General features: G+C 64.1%; 14 protein-coding genes, 1 tRNA gene, 1 other RNA gene and 1 pseudogene. 5 read left to right on the top strand and 12 right to left on the bottom strand.

Going from position 1 to position 13,009, the window contains the following annotated elements; translation table 11 throughout:
* Positions 1 to 16: 16 nt before the first annotated feature.
* Positions 17 to 1,306: an aminotransferase class I/II-fold pyridoxal phosphate-dependent enzyme gene (locus AB0M74_RS24975; RefSeq protein WP_366528709.1), complete on the bottom strand. Its 1,290-nt coding sequence runs from the start codon at positions 1,304 to 1,306 to the stop codon at positions 17 to 19.
* Between the two features lie 156 nt (positions 1,307 to 1,462).
* Positions 1,463 to 1,557: signal recognition particle sRNA small type (ffs, locus tag AB0M74_RS24970), an RNA gene on the bottom strand.
* Positions 1,558 to 1,677: 120 nt separating this feature from the next.
* Here ffs and AB0M74_RS24965 point away from each other — a divergent pair.
* Together AB0M74_RS24965 and AB0M74_RS24960 are read left to right on the top strand one after the other, a co-directional pair.
* A complete protein-coding gene (locus AB0M74_RS24965; RefSeq protein WP_366528708.1) occupies positions 1,678 to 2,673 on the top strand; it encodes a hypothetical protein in 996 nt (331 codons plus the stop codon).
* A gap of 55 nt (positions 2,674 to 2,728) precedes the next feature.
* Positions 2,729 to 2,813, top strand: a tRNA-Ser gene (locus AB0M74_RS24960).
* A 169-nt stretch (positions 2,814 to 2,982) separates the two neighbouring features.
* On the opposite strand, the gene AB0M74_RS24955 is transcribed toward AB0M74_RS24960, so the two are convergent.
* Positions 2,983 to 3,141: a hypothetical protein gene (locus AB0M74_RS24955; RefSeq protein ID WP_366528707.1), complete on the bottom strand. Its 159-nt coding sequence runs from the start codon at positions 3,139 to 3,141 to the stop codon at positions 2,983 to 2,985.
* A gap of 255 nt (positions 3,142 to 3,396) precedes the next feature.
* Between AB0M74_RS24955 and AB0M74_RS24950 the strand changes: the two genes are divergently transcribed.
* A complete protein-coding gene (locus tag AB0M74_RS24950; RefSeq protein ID WP_366528706.1) occupies positions 3,397 to 3,729 on the top strand; it encodes a hypothetical protein in 333 nt (110 codons plus the stop codon).
* A 73-nt stretch (positions 3,730 to 3,802) separates the two neighbouring features.
* Here AB0M74_RS24950 and AB0M74_RS24945 read toward each other — a convergent pair whose 3' ends face one another.
* From AB0M74_RS24945 to AB0M74_RS24915, 7 genes are all read right to left on the bottom strand, one after another.
* On the bottom strand, positions 3,803 to 4,417 hold the full coding sequence (locus tag AB0M74_RS24945; RefSeq protein WP_366528705.1) for a hypothetical protein: 615 nt from the start codon (positions 4,415 to 4,417) through the stop codon (positions 3,803 to 3,805).
* A 723-nt stretch (positions 4,418 to 5,140) separates the two neighbouring features.
* On the bottom strand, positions 5,141 to 6,298 hold the full coding sequence (locus AB0M74_RS24940; RefSeq protein WP_366528704.1) for an FAD-dependent oxidoreductase: 1,158 nt from the start codon (positions 6,296 to 6,298) through the stop codon (positions 5,141 to 5,143).
* A 104-nt stretch (positions 6,299 to 6,402) separates the two neighbouring features.
* A complete protein-coding gene (locus tag AB0M74_RS24935) occupies positions 6,403 to 6,732 on the bottom strand; it encodes a ScnB (RefSeq protein WP_366528703.1) in 330 nt (109 codons plus the stop codon).
* Entirely contained in the window at positions 6,729 to 7,439 is a 711-nt protein-coding gene (gene scnC / locus AB0M74_RS24930) for a thiocyanate hydrolase subunit gamma (protein WP_366528702.1), read from the bottom strand. Before scnC ends, AB0M74_RS24935 begins: the two co-directional genes overlap by 4 nt.
* A complete protein-coding gene (locus AB0M74_RS24925; RefSeq protein ID WP_366528701.1) occupies positions 7,436 to 7,735 on the bottom strand; it encodes an SH3-like domain-containing protein in 300 nt (99 codons plus the stop codon). The genes scnC and AB0M74_RS24925 overlap by 4 nt, the downstream gene beginning before the upstream one ends.
* The gene (locus tag AB0M74_RS24920; RefSeq protein ID WP_366528700.1) at positions 7,732 to 8,157 is read right to left on the bottom strand and encodes a hypothetical protein; all 426 of its coding nucleotides are present in this window, start codon (positions 8,155 to 8,157) and stop codon (positions 7,732 to 7,734) included. The genes AB0M74_RS24925 and AB0M74_RS24920 overlap by 4 nt, the downstream gene beginning before the upstream one ends.
* A 199-nt stretch (positions 8,158 to 8,356) precedes the next feature.
* On the bottom strand, positions 8,357 to 9,460 hold the full coding sequence (locus tag AB0M74_RS24915; protein ID WP_366528699.1) for a CapA family protein: 1,104 nt from the start codon (positions 9,458 to 9,460) through the stop codon (positions 8,357 to 8,359).
* A gap of 209 nt (positions 9,461 to 9,669) precedes the next feature.
* Between AB0M74_RS24915 and AB0M74_RS24910 the strand changes: the two genes are divergently transcribed.
* Positions 9,670 to 10,011: a hypothetical protein gene (locus tag AB0M74_RS24910; RefSeq protein ID WP_366528698.1), complete on the top strand. Its 342-nt coding sequence runs from the start codon at positions 9,670 to 9,672 to the stop codon at positions 10,009 to 10,011.
* A gap of 219 nt (positions 10,012 to 10,230) precedes the next feature.
* Here AB0M74_RS24910 and AB0M74_RS24905 read toward each other — a convergent pair whose 3' ends face one another.
* On the bottom strand, positions 10,231 to 10,971 hold the full coding sequence (locus tag AB0M74_RS24905) for a hypothetical protein (protein ID WP_366528697.1): 741 nt from the start codon (positions 10,969 to 10,971) through the stop codon (positions 10,231 to 10,233).
* 253 nt (positions 10,972 to 11,224) lie between these two features.
* Positions 11,225 to 12,655 (bottom strand): wax ester/triacylglycerol synthase domain-containing protein, encoded by a 1,431-nt coding sequence (locus tag AB0M74_RS24900; protein ID WP_366528696.1) that lies wholly within the window; start codon positions 12,653 to 12,655, stop codon positions 11,225 to 11,227.
* A 178-nt stretch (positions 12,656 to 12,833) separates the two neighbouring features.
* On the opposite strand from AB0M74_RS24900, the pseudogene AB0M74_RS24895 reads away from it, so the two are divergent.
* Positions 12,834 to 13,009, top strand: a pseudogene (locus AB0M74_RS24895) (cytochrome b); the annotation flags it as partial.

The raw sequence follows: 13,009 nt of genomic DNA, 5'->3' as shown, positions 1-13,009 counted from the left end.
CTGTTGTTCGTGCGGGTTACTTGCCGAGAAGCTTCTCGGTGGCGGCCAGCAGCACACAGGTGGCGAGGCCGTCCATCGCCTGCTCGAGTTCGGCTTCCTTCGGGAAGCTCGGCGCAATTCGAATGTTCTTGTCCTCCGGGTCATTCCGGTAAGGGAATGCCGAACCCGCCGCGGTCAGGGCGATTCCGGCGTCCTTGGCAAGCGCGATCACCCTGGCCGCGGTGCCTTCGAGTACGTCGAGGCTGATGAAGTAGCCGCCCTTGGGTTCGGTCCAGGACGCCACCTTCGACGCGCCGAGCCGGTCCTCGAGAATCCGCAGCACCAGCGCGAACTTCGGTTCGAGGATGGCGCGGTGCTTCTGCATATGGGCACGCACACCGTCGGCATCCTTGAAGAAGCGCAGGTGCCGCAGTTGGTTGATCTTGTCCGGGCCGATGCTCTTCTTCGACGCGTGCCCGAGATACCAATCCAAGTTCGCCGTGGAGGCGCCGAAGAAACTGACCCCCGCGCCCGCGAAGGTGATCTTGGAGGTGGAGGCGAAGACGATGGGGCGGTTGGGGTTTCCGGCCGCGGCGGCCAGTGCGAGCACGTCGACGACCGGGGCGGCGGTGTCGGTCAGTGGATGCACCGCATAGGCGTTGTCCCAGAACAATCGGAAGTCCGGCGCGGCGGCGGGCATCGAAACCAGTTCCCGAACAACATCTTCGGAGAAGACCACACCGGTGGGGTTGGAATAGTTCGGCACCGCCCACAGACCCTTGATCTGCGGGTCGCTCGCCAAAAGCTCTGCGATGGCGTGGGTGTCGGGTCCGTTGTGGTTCATCGGGACCGGGATCATCTCGAACCCGAGCGCCTCGGTGATCGCGAAGTGCCGGTCGTAACCCGGGCTCGGACACAGGAACTTCACCGTGGGCTCGGCCGCCCAGCGTTGCTTCGACTCTGGTGTGCCGTACAGCATCGCGTAGGTGATGACGTCGTGCATCAGCTCCAGGCTGGCGTTGTTGCCCGCGATCAGGTTGTCCACCGGAATGCCGAGCAGTTCACCGAAGATGGCGCGCAGCTCCGGGAGTCCGTGCAGCCCACCATAGTTGCGGCAGTCGGTGCCGGTGCCGTCACGGAAGTCGCCCGCACCGGGCAGGGAGAGCAGCTCCGCGGACAAGTCGAGTTGTTCCGGCGAGGGTTTTCCCCTCGTCAGGTCCAGCGTGAGCTTCTCGGTCTGGAGCGTCGCGTAATTCGCGTGCTGGGTCTCGTGTTCCGACACGAGCTCCGCGTGGCTCATCAAACCGATCTGCGTTTGCCGGGGCATCCTGGGCAGCCTTTCGAAGCAGCAAAAGGGGGCGAGTGGTGACGTCCGGCCGATGTCCCTATGACCGCCGGCGGACCGCTGTTCACGTTACCCGGCGGTTGCTCCGAATTGGAGTGGATAAATGGCTCGGGATCCTCGACCCGCCGAGCACTGAAATTAAGGGGACCCCGCGCACCCGGCAGAGCCCGTTGACCCTTGCTGCCTTCCGGCCCTGGGGGAGTTCACAGGATGCGCGCCGCGCGGGATCCGTTGGCCAGTGTAGCGGCTTGTCGATCACACCCCACCATCCGGGGCCCACGCGCACTGACGAGCACTGGTTACGATCTTTCCATTACCGGAGGGGCTTCCCCACCGCACGAGGGGATCGACAGGTGACAGACAATATTCCGCCGCACGGCGGCCACGAGGTGCCGACCGCAACGCCCGGCGACGCGGAGCCGACACCCCAGTGGTGGGAAGCGCCGACCACCAGCGACAGCTCCGGCTCTTCGTCGAGCGCCGACCCGACGATGGTCCGGGTACCAGGACAGTTCGACGCCTACACGCCGCCGCCACAGCCCTACGCGCCGCCACCGCAGCCGTACACGGCGCCGCAGCCGTACGCGCCACCGCAACAGCAGTTCGCCTCGCCACAGCAGTCATATGCACAGCCGCAATACCCGCAGCCCACTCCCCCGCCCCCCGGGCCGCCCAGTTATCCACAAGCGCCGGTCTATGGCGCCGGCTACCCCGGCACGCCGCCTCGGCGCAGCAACACGGGGTGGATCGTCGGCGGTATCGCCGCGTTCGTCGTGGTCATCGCCCTGATCGGTGGATTGGTCGTTGCGGCGAAGAAAATCGGTGGCGACGACAGCAAGTCCTGGACCGGCGACTACGCCATGGACAAGGTGACGGACTCGTGCAGCCTCGTCACGCCGTCGGTCCTCACGCGATGGGCGCCCACCCAAAAGGAACTCAAGCACACCGAGGAACAGCCCGACAGCAACTTCGGTGGCGGTTCGCTGAACTGCGATGCCAAGTACGAGGGCACCAGCATCAACAGCGCGTCACTGACCATGGACGCGGACTTCGCGAGCAAGTACGGATCGCCGCACTACAACATCTGGAAGGACATCGACACCGGCACCTCGGGCAGTGGACGGAGCTCCGGCGCGATGAGCGGACTCGGCGAACAGGCGTACTTCGCCTACCGCGAGGACACCTCAGCCTCCTTCAACTCGCTGGATTACACGATCGGCGTGCTGGACGACAACCTGTCCCTCCAGGTCGAGATCAACATCTACTCGAAGACCTCGATCGACCGGTCCGCAGTCGCCGCCGCCGCCGAGGCGCAGGCCCGCCAGGTAATGGCAGGCCTGCGGAAATAGCTCCCCAGCAGGCCCATTTGGCGCCCGATGGGGGGCACCCGCTATGCTGCTCCACGGAGGATTCGCCTAGTGGCCTATGGCGCTCGCCTGGAACGCGGGTTGGGTTAACGCCCTCAGGGGTTCAAATCCCCTATCCTCCGCAGGGAAGGACGCAGGTCTCGGCCAGATCATCATCTGGCCGAGACCTGGGTCCACAGCCCGAAATCTGAGGGGATTCGGCGTCGCGCGCTAGAAGGCGCGAACATGTCCACCCACATCTGCGCTCGCAAATACGGCACGAGTGTGCAACGGCGCCCTTGATCATTTCTGTCATTCTCCTGTGGTTCGGCGTTCCGGTTCATGATCGCCATGGCGTCGGGGGCCGGGCGCCGCGGTGGCGAGTTCGGTTGCCGCCTGTTGCAGCGACACCGCCGCCGGCTGCTCGGCACCGAGCAGGGCCGTTACTTCCTCGTAGGTCGGCTGGAGCAAGTCCGCAAATCCCGGGACTTGCTCACATCAAGCGGTTCGGCACCAGGGATTTCCTCTCATCGGCTCGAGCATTGACTACTCGATACATCGTGCGTTCCCGCGTGGTCGCCGAACACGATTTCGGATGGATTCAGGCTGCCGGGATGCTGGTGGTGGCCAGCGCTCCGCGCCTAGGATCAGATGCGTCGGGGGGGTGCATAACTCGACGAATCGGCGAGTTGGATCCGTGCGACGAACTCGCCGGAAGAAGGCACGATGACTACCAAGAAGTCCGCCGCCGACAGGGGTTGGCGGCTCGCGAAGATCGCGCTCGTCGGGGCCGCGATGACGATTCCGATGATGCCGGTTCCTGCTATGGCGGCACCGGCCCCCGCACCAGGTGTGGTGCGCACTGATAACCCGCACTGTGACCGCTACGACCTTTGGGGCATCGATCGCTGGCAGAGTGATCGATGGGGCAAGGACAAATGCGACGGCTGGAACCAAGGTTGGGGCTCGAGCAATTTCTTCCCCCCTGGCTGGGGTTTCTTCCCCCCAGGCTGGGGCTCGAACAATTTCTTTCCCAAAGGCTGGTTCGGGAGTAGCTGACCGAACGGATCCGCGCGTCCCTTGCCGAGTTCCGTGTGCCAGGTTTTCGCGGCGCCGCTGAGCACCACGACTGTCAGGCGGACGGTCCTGTGCTGCGCCCTCGAATCCACTGGGCGATGGCAGTCAGGGCCGAGACGAGCGAGATGGCTCCGGCGAGCCATGCCCAGGACGTGAGACTCGCGGTGGCGTAGGCGACTTGACGCAGGCCGGGTACCGGATATTGGCCGTTGCCGGACGCCCAGCGAACCAGCAGCCCGACCTGGGTACCCACATCCCTAGCGGATCCATATCCGATCATGCGTTTCACTTCGGCTGCTTTGCTGTTCAGATGGGCCACCACGACGACTACGAGAAGCGCCAGTGCCACCGAGGAACCCACCGCGACATAGGAAAGCACCTGGGTGCGTGCCCGAAGATTCACCAGTACGGCGATGACGGTCACGGCGCTGGCAGTGCTGGCAAGGACGCCCCAGGTGCCGTTGACATCCGCGGCGGGCGGTGGCGATCCCGACCAGAGGCTCGCCAGCGACGTGGATATCTGAAGACCGCCGAAGGGGTCGGCGCTGATCTTGCCGTCGGTGCCGGAAGCGGTGAGCCACGGTTTGAACAGCAGGGCGAAGGTGATGATGCTCCCGACCGCGGCGCACAGGTAGCCCCCGTTACCTCGAACCACCGCCAGAACCGTCACGACTTCCCTGCGCAGCAGGACGATACTTTCTGTGCGACTGGGCGTATCGACCTTTCGATAGCGAATCTTGTTTGCTTGCCAGGGAGTTGGCTGCACCATCATTTCAGGCTAGAAGGCGGAAGGTCCTTTCCATCGTTAAGAAGTGCCAATATCCGATGCACTCGAGTCCAATTACTGAAAGTTAGCCCGCTCACGTCAGAGATCCACGCACCACAGGCGGACGGGAGATTCCATCGGCCAGACCAGCAGTTTCGCTTGACAGCCTGCCCACATTCAGCCCATTGGCAAATCTTTGGCAACCACTAATTATCCACGCTACGACCCTGCCGAACGTCGAATCGAGGGTCCACCGTTAATGAAACGCAAATATCACCTTCAGACGTCGCGTCCCGCTGGCACCTCCCGTGAGCGGCTCGCCGGGACCCCGGCCGCGAACCGATCGGTCGACACCGCGAGGCGCCAAAAAATGGCCATACTCAGGGCGTACAGGGTATTGACTGGAGCCAAATCTGGAGGAGACTAATCATTACACCGGAACACCGGAGAGAGCCGCACTGTCGGCAGAGACGTCTGTCGAAGTCGTTGACCCTTTTTCCAGGATCTGGCCAGGCCCCCGGCAAGCCAATCGAATACCGGAGCTTCGAGCGACGGCTGAAGTTCATGGATTCGATGGAGACTACCGGGGACTGTTCTGTGTGGGGGTGTTTCCGAGCGCGGCTCTGCTCACGAAGTGAACCAGCGCCGTATCCGCGTGGTGGCGAATTCGGCTTTCTCGATCGCGAGTTCGGCCGAGGGCGGGTCGAACGGTGCGATCGGCGCGGGCCCCGAGAGGAAGTCGGCGTCGACCTTGCCGACCAGGCCGTCCCCGAATTCGATGTAGCAGGAGCCTCGACCTTGATACTTCTCGGGATCAGGAGTGCCGTGCAACCGCGCACCGATGTGCGCTGCCACCGTGCGGGCGGCATTCTCGGCGAACACGCCGGCTCGTGGGACCGGCGCGTCCGCACAGTCACCGATCGCGTAGATGCCCGGATACCGGGTGGCGAGCGTGCGCGGGTCGACGTGGATCCAGCCGTCGGTGCCACCGACGGTCAGCCCGGATGCCTCGACCACGGGCGGAACGCAGTGCGTCGGAATGCCGATGAACAGGTCGTAGGCGAGATCACCGGCGTCGGTGGCCGCGACATGGTTCTTCGGGTCGAGCGCGCGGACCCGCGTTCCAGGGGAGTAGTCGATCCCACGTCGGTCGAGCGCCTCGACGAGCGCGGCAGAGGTATCCGGGGAGACGGGAATCGGTAAGTCCATCGGAGTAAGTACGCACAGGCGGGTGCGGTCGCGAACGCCACGCCGCGTCAACAGTTCGTGCACGAGCATCGCGCCCTCGTAGGGTGCGGGTGGGCACTTGAACGGCACACTCAACACCGCGATCAGAACGGTTCCACCATCGAAAAGGGCCAGCCGATCCCGGAGTCTGCAGGCCCCTTGGATCGAGTAGTACTCGCAGCCGTCCTCGACGAACCCGGGGGTGGCGGCCGGGTCGTAATCGGCGCCCAACGCGACAACGAGGAAGTCCGGCTCGTAGCCGGCGGCATCGGTGACGACGCGGCGGGTCTGCGGGTCGATCGACGTCACCGTTTCCTGCCGGAACTCGACACCGGGACAGGCGAGATCGGCATAGGGGATACGGACGGATTCCGGTGTCCGGCCGCGAAAAAGGATGTCCAGCTTGGCGAAACCGAACGTGAACCCATCATTGTGGTCGATGAGTTCTACGTCGGCCTCGGGCAGTGACTCCGACAGGCAAGCGGCGAGCTCGAGCCCGCCGAAACCGGCGCCCAGGATCAGCACCGTTGGCTTTCGAATGTTGTCGGCGATCGACATTGCGCACCCCGCGACGCGGACACGGTTGAACGAATCAGGATCGGGCTATTTCTCGAGCGTGTTGTCGTTCTCGAGCGTGTTGTCGGCGCGGGCGGGCATCATCACTACTCCCGGTTGAACCGCGCCCGAATCACCTCCATGCGGGCCCGCAGCTCGTCCGGGGTGATCAGTCCGCGATCCATCAGCGTGTGGGCCGTCACGACTACCGATCGGGTTCGCACGGGGAAGTCGTGGTAGATCGTCTCGCCGAGCGCATCCTCGACATGGCGACGTTCCAGGTTGTCCAATGTGCCGCGCCAGGACAGGCATTCGCACGTCGCCTGCATACTCGACTCCCATGGGTCCGGCCTGCGGTCGAGTTCGGGAAGGGTGGTCTCCCGGCGTGACGCGGGGTCCAATGTATACAGGAGAACCTCGTACGGTCCGCTCGTCACTGCCGACCACCTCGTCCCGTGGCAGCTTCGGCCTGGTCCGGCGGCGCCTGCGCGGTCCAGTCGACCTGCGGCAGTGCCACACCGATCATCGTGTCCCGAGTGACGATGGCCGTCAGTTGCTCCTCCGTCCAGCCCTCCGTGCCTTCGGGCCGCATCGGCATCACCATGAACCGGGACTTCTGGTTCGAGTCGTGCACCCGAACCTCGACGTCGGGCGGAAAGTGCAAGCCGAATTCGGCGAGCACCTCACGGGGCCAACGGACGAGGCGCCGACGGTAATTGGGCGTGCGGTACCAGTCCGGAGACATACCGAGAACCGGGCGTGGGTAGCACGAACACAGCGTGCACACGATCACGTTGTGCACCGTGGGCGTGTTCTCCAGCACGTAGAAGTAGGTGTAGTCGCTCGGCGTTCCAGAGCCGGTCGGGTCACGCCAGTCGATGCCGATCTCTTTGCACGTCTCGGTCCCGTCGGCCAGCAGGCGCGCCTTGAAATCCGGATCCGTCCAGGCCTTCGCGACCAATTTCGATCCACCGTGCGGACCGACCGATTCGGCCCACTCGGAGAAGCGCCGGTGATCTTCCTGCGAGAAGAGGCCCTTTTCGATCGCGAGTTCGCGGATCGCGGTCTCCAGTACTTCGAACTCGCTGATCTCTCCGGTCGTCTGGATCGCTGCGTGCGCCCCGTGATCGTGGGTCTGACTCACTTGGCATCCTCCTCTGCGGGCTCGAGCCAACCCTCGGAGACCTCCGTCTCCAGGGTGTCGACGTCGAAACCGGTGTATTTGGGCCACAGATCTGTCTGGCGGAACCGCACCACGTAGAACGGTTCGAACCGGCCGTCATCGCGGCCCCATGCCTCGTCCTCCGGAATCACCCACTCGGGTCGGTGTTCGACGACAACCCCCGTGCGCCCACGGGTATAGGCCTGGGTGCGGGTGTGGAACATCGACGTCTTGTCCCGAACCCGAACGCGATCGCCGATCTCGTACTTCCTGGTCATGCCCGCGCCTCCATCCGTGCGCGTACCTCGTCCAACTTCGCCGACAGCTCGTCGGGAGTGATCAAACCCTTGTTGATCAGATACTTCGCGGCGACGGTCGCCCACCGTGCGTAATAGGGCAGACCGAAGTAGAGCGTCGCGCCGAGGTCGTTCTCGGCGCGGCGGCGTTCCTCTGAATTCCACACGCCACGCCAGCCCAGGCATTCACACGTGACGTAAGTGCTCATCTCCCAGGGTTCTTCGACTTTTTCCTTGTATTCGACCGGCATATCCGGCTGTCCGCCGACGTCGTGCAGGACGTGACGGAGAGCGGCGAACAATGCGTTCGAGATCTCGTACGGGGAATCCAGCGGGGTACGGAACACTGGAGCGATGTCTGCGACGCGATGTTGAAGTTCGTCGAATCGGTTCGGTGAACTCATGAGGTCTCCGTTGCGACAGATCCGATATCTCCCGACAGGGTGATTACCTACGGCGCACACAACTTCAGCCGGCCACCGAGGCGACTGGCCGACAAGCCCGCGGTGGCGAACACCAGCGGAAATGTGACACCTATCACAAGCACGTCATCCGCTTGCCAAGGGTACACGTCAAGATCGCTTTGCTGAAGGGTGCTCGGGCTCAGCGTTTCGCGCCCTTGAATACCACGGGCAGGTCGTCGTGCCGCAATGTCACGCATGTGCCGAAGTCGCGGCTTATGCGCTCGATGGTCTCGCACAGCCAGCGAGATTCCCTGCGCGCGGCCGATTCGAGGCGCATATGCCGCACCCGCAGCGGAATCATTCGCACTTCCACCGCATCGATATCGATGGTCACCAGATACAGCAGACGAAGATCAGTGCGGTAGCGCTCATGGCCACCGATGCCTTCGTAGTCGTCGATGACATCGCCGCACCCGTACAGAATCGGTTTGCCCCGATAGATTTCGATCGGCCGCGGGTGGTGTGCGGAATGCCCGTGCACCAGGTCGACGCCGGCATCGATCAACCGATGCGCGAACTGCGCTTCGCTCGGCGCCACCCCATAGCCCCAGTTGGGCGCCCAATGTATGGAGACGATGGCGATATCGCGAACCCGCTTATGCGTTAACACTTCTGCTGCCACCTCGTCGGCGGCACGAACGCTCGGCGAATGACCGACCCACCACAGCCCCGGCTGATCACGACCTGCGGCCCAGCATGCCGGGACCCCACTCGATCCCGCCGCGACCGAGACGATCACCACCCGACCTCCGTCCTCGACTTCTGATATCGCCGGGGCCAGGGCATTGTCGAGATCCACGCCCGCGCCGGCGTGGTGGATGCCCGCGGAATCGAGCGCTTCGAGGGTGTCGACCAGACCTTCGCTACCGAAGTCGAGGATGTGGTTGTTGGCCAGTGCGCAGACGACCGGCGCGACGACGGTCAACACCGGCAGGTTGCCCGGGTTCATCCGATAGTGAATGCCTTTTGCGGGCTCGAACGCGCCGTCGGCGGTAATCGCGGTTTCCAGGTTGATCAACCGCACGTCGGGGTCGTGCTGCGCGAGGATCGCCACGACATCACCCCACGGATGTCGGAAATCCACGGGACGGGCGAATGCGCCGTGCGCGCGCTCGGCCAACTCCACATAGGTCCGCGCATCATCCACGTACCGTTCGCGCAGCGACGGATTGCCGGGATGCGGCAGGATCTGGTCCACCCCGCGGCCCAGCATGACGTCGCCGCCCAGCAGCACCGTCGTCATACCACCATTGTCGACTATTTCCGAGTTTCTGGAAATCAGAAATTCCAGACACGATCTGCGCGATCCGGCGCAGTGCATAAATAAACATGACCGTGCAGTGCTGGCGATGACCAGCGGTTCAGTCTTAAGATCAGAAAGTCGGGGAATATCAGTGAGCTCGACAATCGGCGAGTCACGTCCGCGCGACGAACTCGCCGGAAGAAGGCGTCATGATCATCAACAGAACCCGCAGCACCGGCACATTCCGACTACTGTCGAATATCGCGCTTATGGGAGCCGCGTTGGCAATTCCCGCGACGGCCATAACAATTCCAGCAATGGCGACACCAGCACTCAAACCCGGTGTGGTGCGCACGAATTTCCCCCAATGTGACGGCACCGACCCATGGTGCAATCGCGACAACCAATGGAACTCGAGCGGCAAAGAGAGCGACAGCAAGGACGAAGAATGCGACCCCCCAGCCTGGAACCTCGGCGGGAAGCAGAGTGACAAGCAGAGCGGAAACCATGGCTGGAACTACATGTCGCCCAACGGCTGGTTCCGCAAATAGCTGATCGAACGGATGCAAGCGCTGCGCGATAGATCCCGACCAATCATTTGGCGATCCAGGATTTGCACCGGGGCGAACCACCGTCGAATCCGCGGGGCGAGAATGCCGCCCGCACAGGCTTGCCGAAACAACAGGTCGGCGCAGGGACAGGAGCAGGGCTTCCGCCGACTGGTCGGCAGGACCTGCCAGAGCGCCGCGGCGGAAGACAGAATCGACGAATCAGCGGCCGAAAACGCTGGTCACGATCTCGGTGGCCCACCTGTTCATCGGAGTCACAATGTTCACCTCGACCCAGCGGACGGGTCGGACGACCAGCGTCTGCCAGGCAATGCTCATCGCGCCGAATATCGGGCGCAGCATGGTGCGATAGACGGCGCGGCACGGGGTCACCACCACGACGCCGACGATGATCGTCGCCGACCGCCAGGCGTACCGAAGTGTCGTGCGTAGTACTCGCCACAGCGGGTGCAGGATCCATCGCCGCAGCTGGTGGAGCGGCCGGACGATCAGGTACTCCGATACCCTGCACAGGACCACGAACAGGGCGGATGCGATGGGGAGCAGCACCTTCCGCGTCAGCCACCCCGCCGTGGGCCGCAGTACGCGCCGCCACAGAAACTCCTCCGCCGCACGACGCAATGGGCGTAGGAGGAAGTCGAGCAGCAACGCGCCGAGCGGGGTGAGGACCATGCCCCAGAGGACATGTTGGAGTAGCCAACCCCAGAGGAAGTCCTTGACGAACGCCCATGCGGGACGCAGCACCCAGTGAAAAGCTGTGCGGCAGAGCGGATTCAGCAGTTCGGTCCAGGTGAACAGCAGCACGGCGAGCGCGATTCGACCAAGTAATCCGACGCACTCCCACAGCACACGCACCGGAATCAGCACCAGGATGGCGATCGCTCGCGCAATCCGTTGACCTACTGAAACATGCTCGGAAGAAAGGGCATTCGGTGTCGACATGCTCGTCCCCCTTCGGTGCGGCCGATCCGGAGTAGCGCGATGATCGGCGGACGACCGACTGAAAGGTTCGGGCGTCCACTACATTCGAGCACGCGGGCCCGGCCCGGTCATGAGTAGAAGTACTGCATATCGGGTCCGGCTGGGCGGCAGCCTGCCTGCGCTCGTCCGCGTGGAGCAGGCCGCCCTGATTGGTACGGCGCGTTGTCGCACCCACAGCAACCCCATCGTCGGCCACACGCTGCCGGCGCCCGCTTCAGTCGACTCCGTCGGCGGCCCGGTGCGCCTGCGCTGTCTCACCCAACGCCGCGACCAACAGGTCCGAATAGGCGTCGATGTCCGGCAGCGCTGCGGCGTCGGCGTGGATCGAAATCGTGATCGTCGCGCCACGCCCCTCGGTATCCTCGCTGAGGCCGTGCACGCCGTGGGTCAGGTGCATGACCGAGCCGAGTGCGGGGAAACCCGCGGTGAACAGGACTCGGCCGCCGTCGAACGTGAGGTCGGCGGAGCCGCGGTGGACGCTGGAGACCACGGTGTGGCCTGCGATCGAGTCGGGGACGGTGTCGAGCGGGTAGCGATCGATATCGCGACGCAGCAGTGCGGCCGGGACGACGGCGGTGACTCGGTCCTGCGCGGCGAGCAGCGAATGCCCGGCGCGGGCCATCCGGTCACCGAGCGCATCGGCGATACGACGCGAACGCAGGCGGATATCGGGTTCGTCGACGAAGAGATCGACGCCGAGGCTGCGGTAATTGTTGCGGGGTGTGGATACCCCCGGTAGCGCCATCGGCACCTGCGCGCCAAGCCGATCCACCTGTGCACCGCGCGCTTCCAGGTAGCGCGCGAGCGCGAGCGATATCGCGGTCAGCACAACCACGGTCACCGTCCGATCGGGGATGCGCAACCGATCCGGCGCGCACACGATCACGCGCACTCGATGATCCGAAACGCCGACCTCCGTTGAAGGGTTGACCAGGCTGGGCGTGAAGTCCGGCCCCGGCGCCGGCACCCGCCCGGTGGTGGTGAGTTCAGCCAGTTCCAGCTGCGACCGGTAGGCGTGATAGCCCCGCACGGCGGTCCGTATCACCTGGATCGGCATGCGCAGCAACCCGAGCACCGCAGTTGTCCGAGCCGCATCGAGGAGCGCGGAGCCGGCGGGCGCCCACCTGCAGCGTGGCGTGCGTGGCAGCGAGCCGGTGCGCCCCTGGTCGGTCGCACCGGACTCCGCGAACAGCGCGCGGGCTATCTGCGCGGCACGTCGCCCATCGGCCAGCGCATGCGACATCTGGAGCACCACCACTGTCGCGGGACCCGCGTCGGGCAGCTGACCGGGTACTCCGATGACGTCACGGAAAAGGTGCAAGCGCCAGGGGCGCACCGACGCGTCGAGGACGGTACCGAGTAGTTTGCCGAGCGCATTCAACACAGCCGGCCAATTCGATTCCGACGGTAGGTGTTCCATGAATTGCTCGGCCGCGAAATCACAGGGTATCCACGACGGATAGTCCAGATCCGCAGGCACTTCGCGTAAGCGAACACGCAAGTCGGGTATACACGCGCTGCGCCGGGCAACCAGCACCCGCAGCTCCGCGGTCGGACGGCCGGAGTCGGCGAAACAATACAGCAAGAACAGATCATTGCGAGTACGCCTCGACAGCCAGTACATCGTCGCGTCCTGAGGTGCCATCGAGCTCACCTCTCGAACGATATCGGCCGTTGTCCGCGGCGGGCGGGGCGGGCGGGCAAGCGCTGAATGATCTTGTTCCGCATCGGCGTTCGGTGAAACCTATCGATTCTGATCAGATCCTCTGCTACCGTCCGTAGTAGAGCAAAATCCCACTCACCCAAGGGGCGGGGTGTCGATCATGGCTGGTCAGATAAGTCGCAAGCTCAGCGCGCAAGCGGATGCCGCGGACGAGCGATACCGGGCTGCGGCATTTGCCAAACGGTCGATCAACAAGGTCTTCCCGACCCATTGGTCGTTCCTGCTCGGCGAGATCGCCCTCTACAGCTTCATCATTCTGCTGCTGTCGGGCGTCTA

It is taken from the genome of Nocardia sp. NPDC051463 (assembly GCF_040681975.1).
Lineage (GTDB): Bacteria > Actinomycetota > Actinomycetes > Mycobacteriales > Mycobacteriaceae > Nocardia.
Note: the sequence above shows the minus strand (reverse complement) of the source record. Positions and strands in the feature narration are given on the sequence as shown.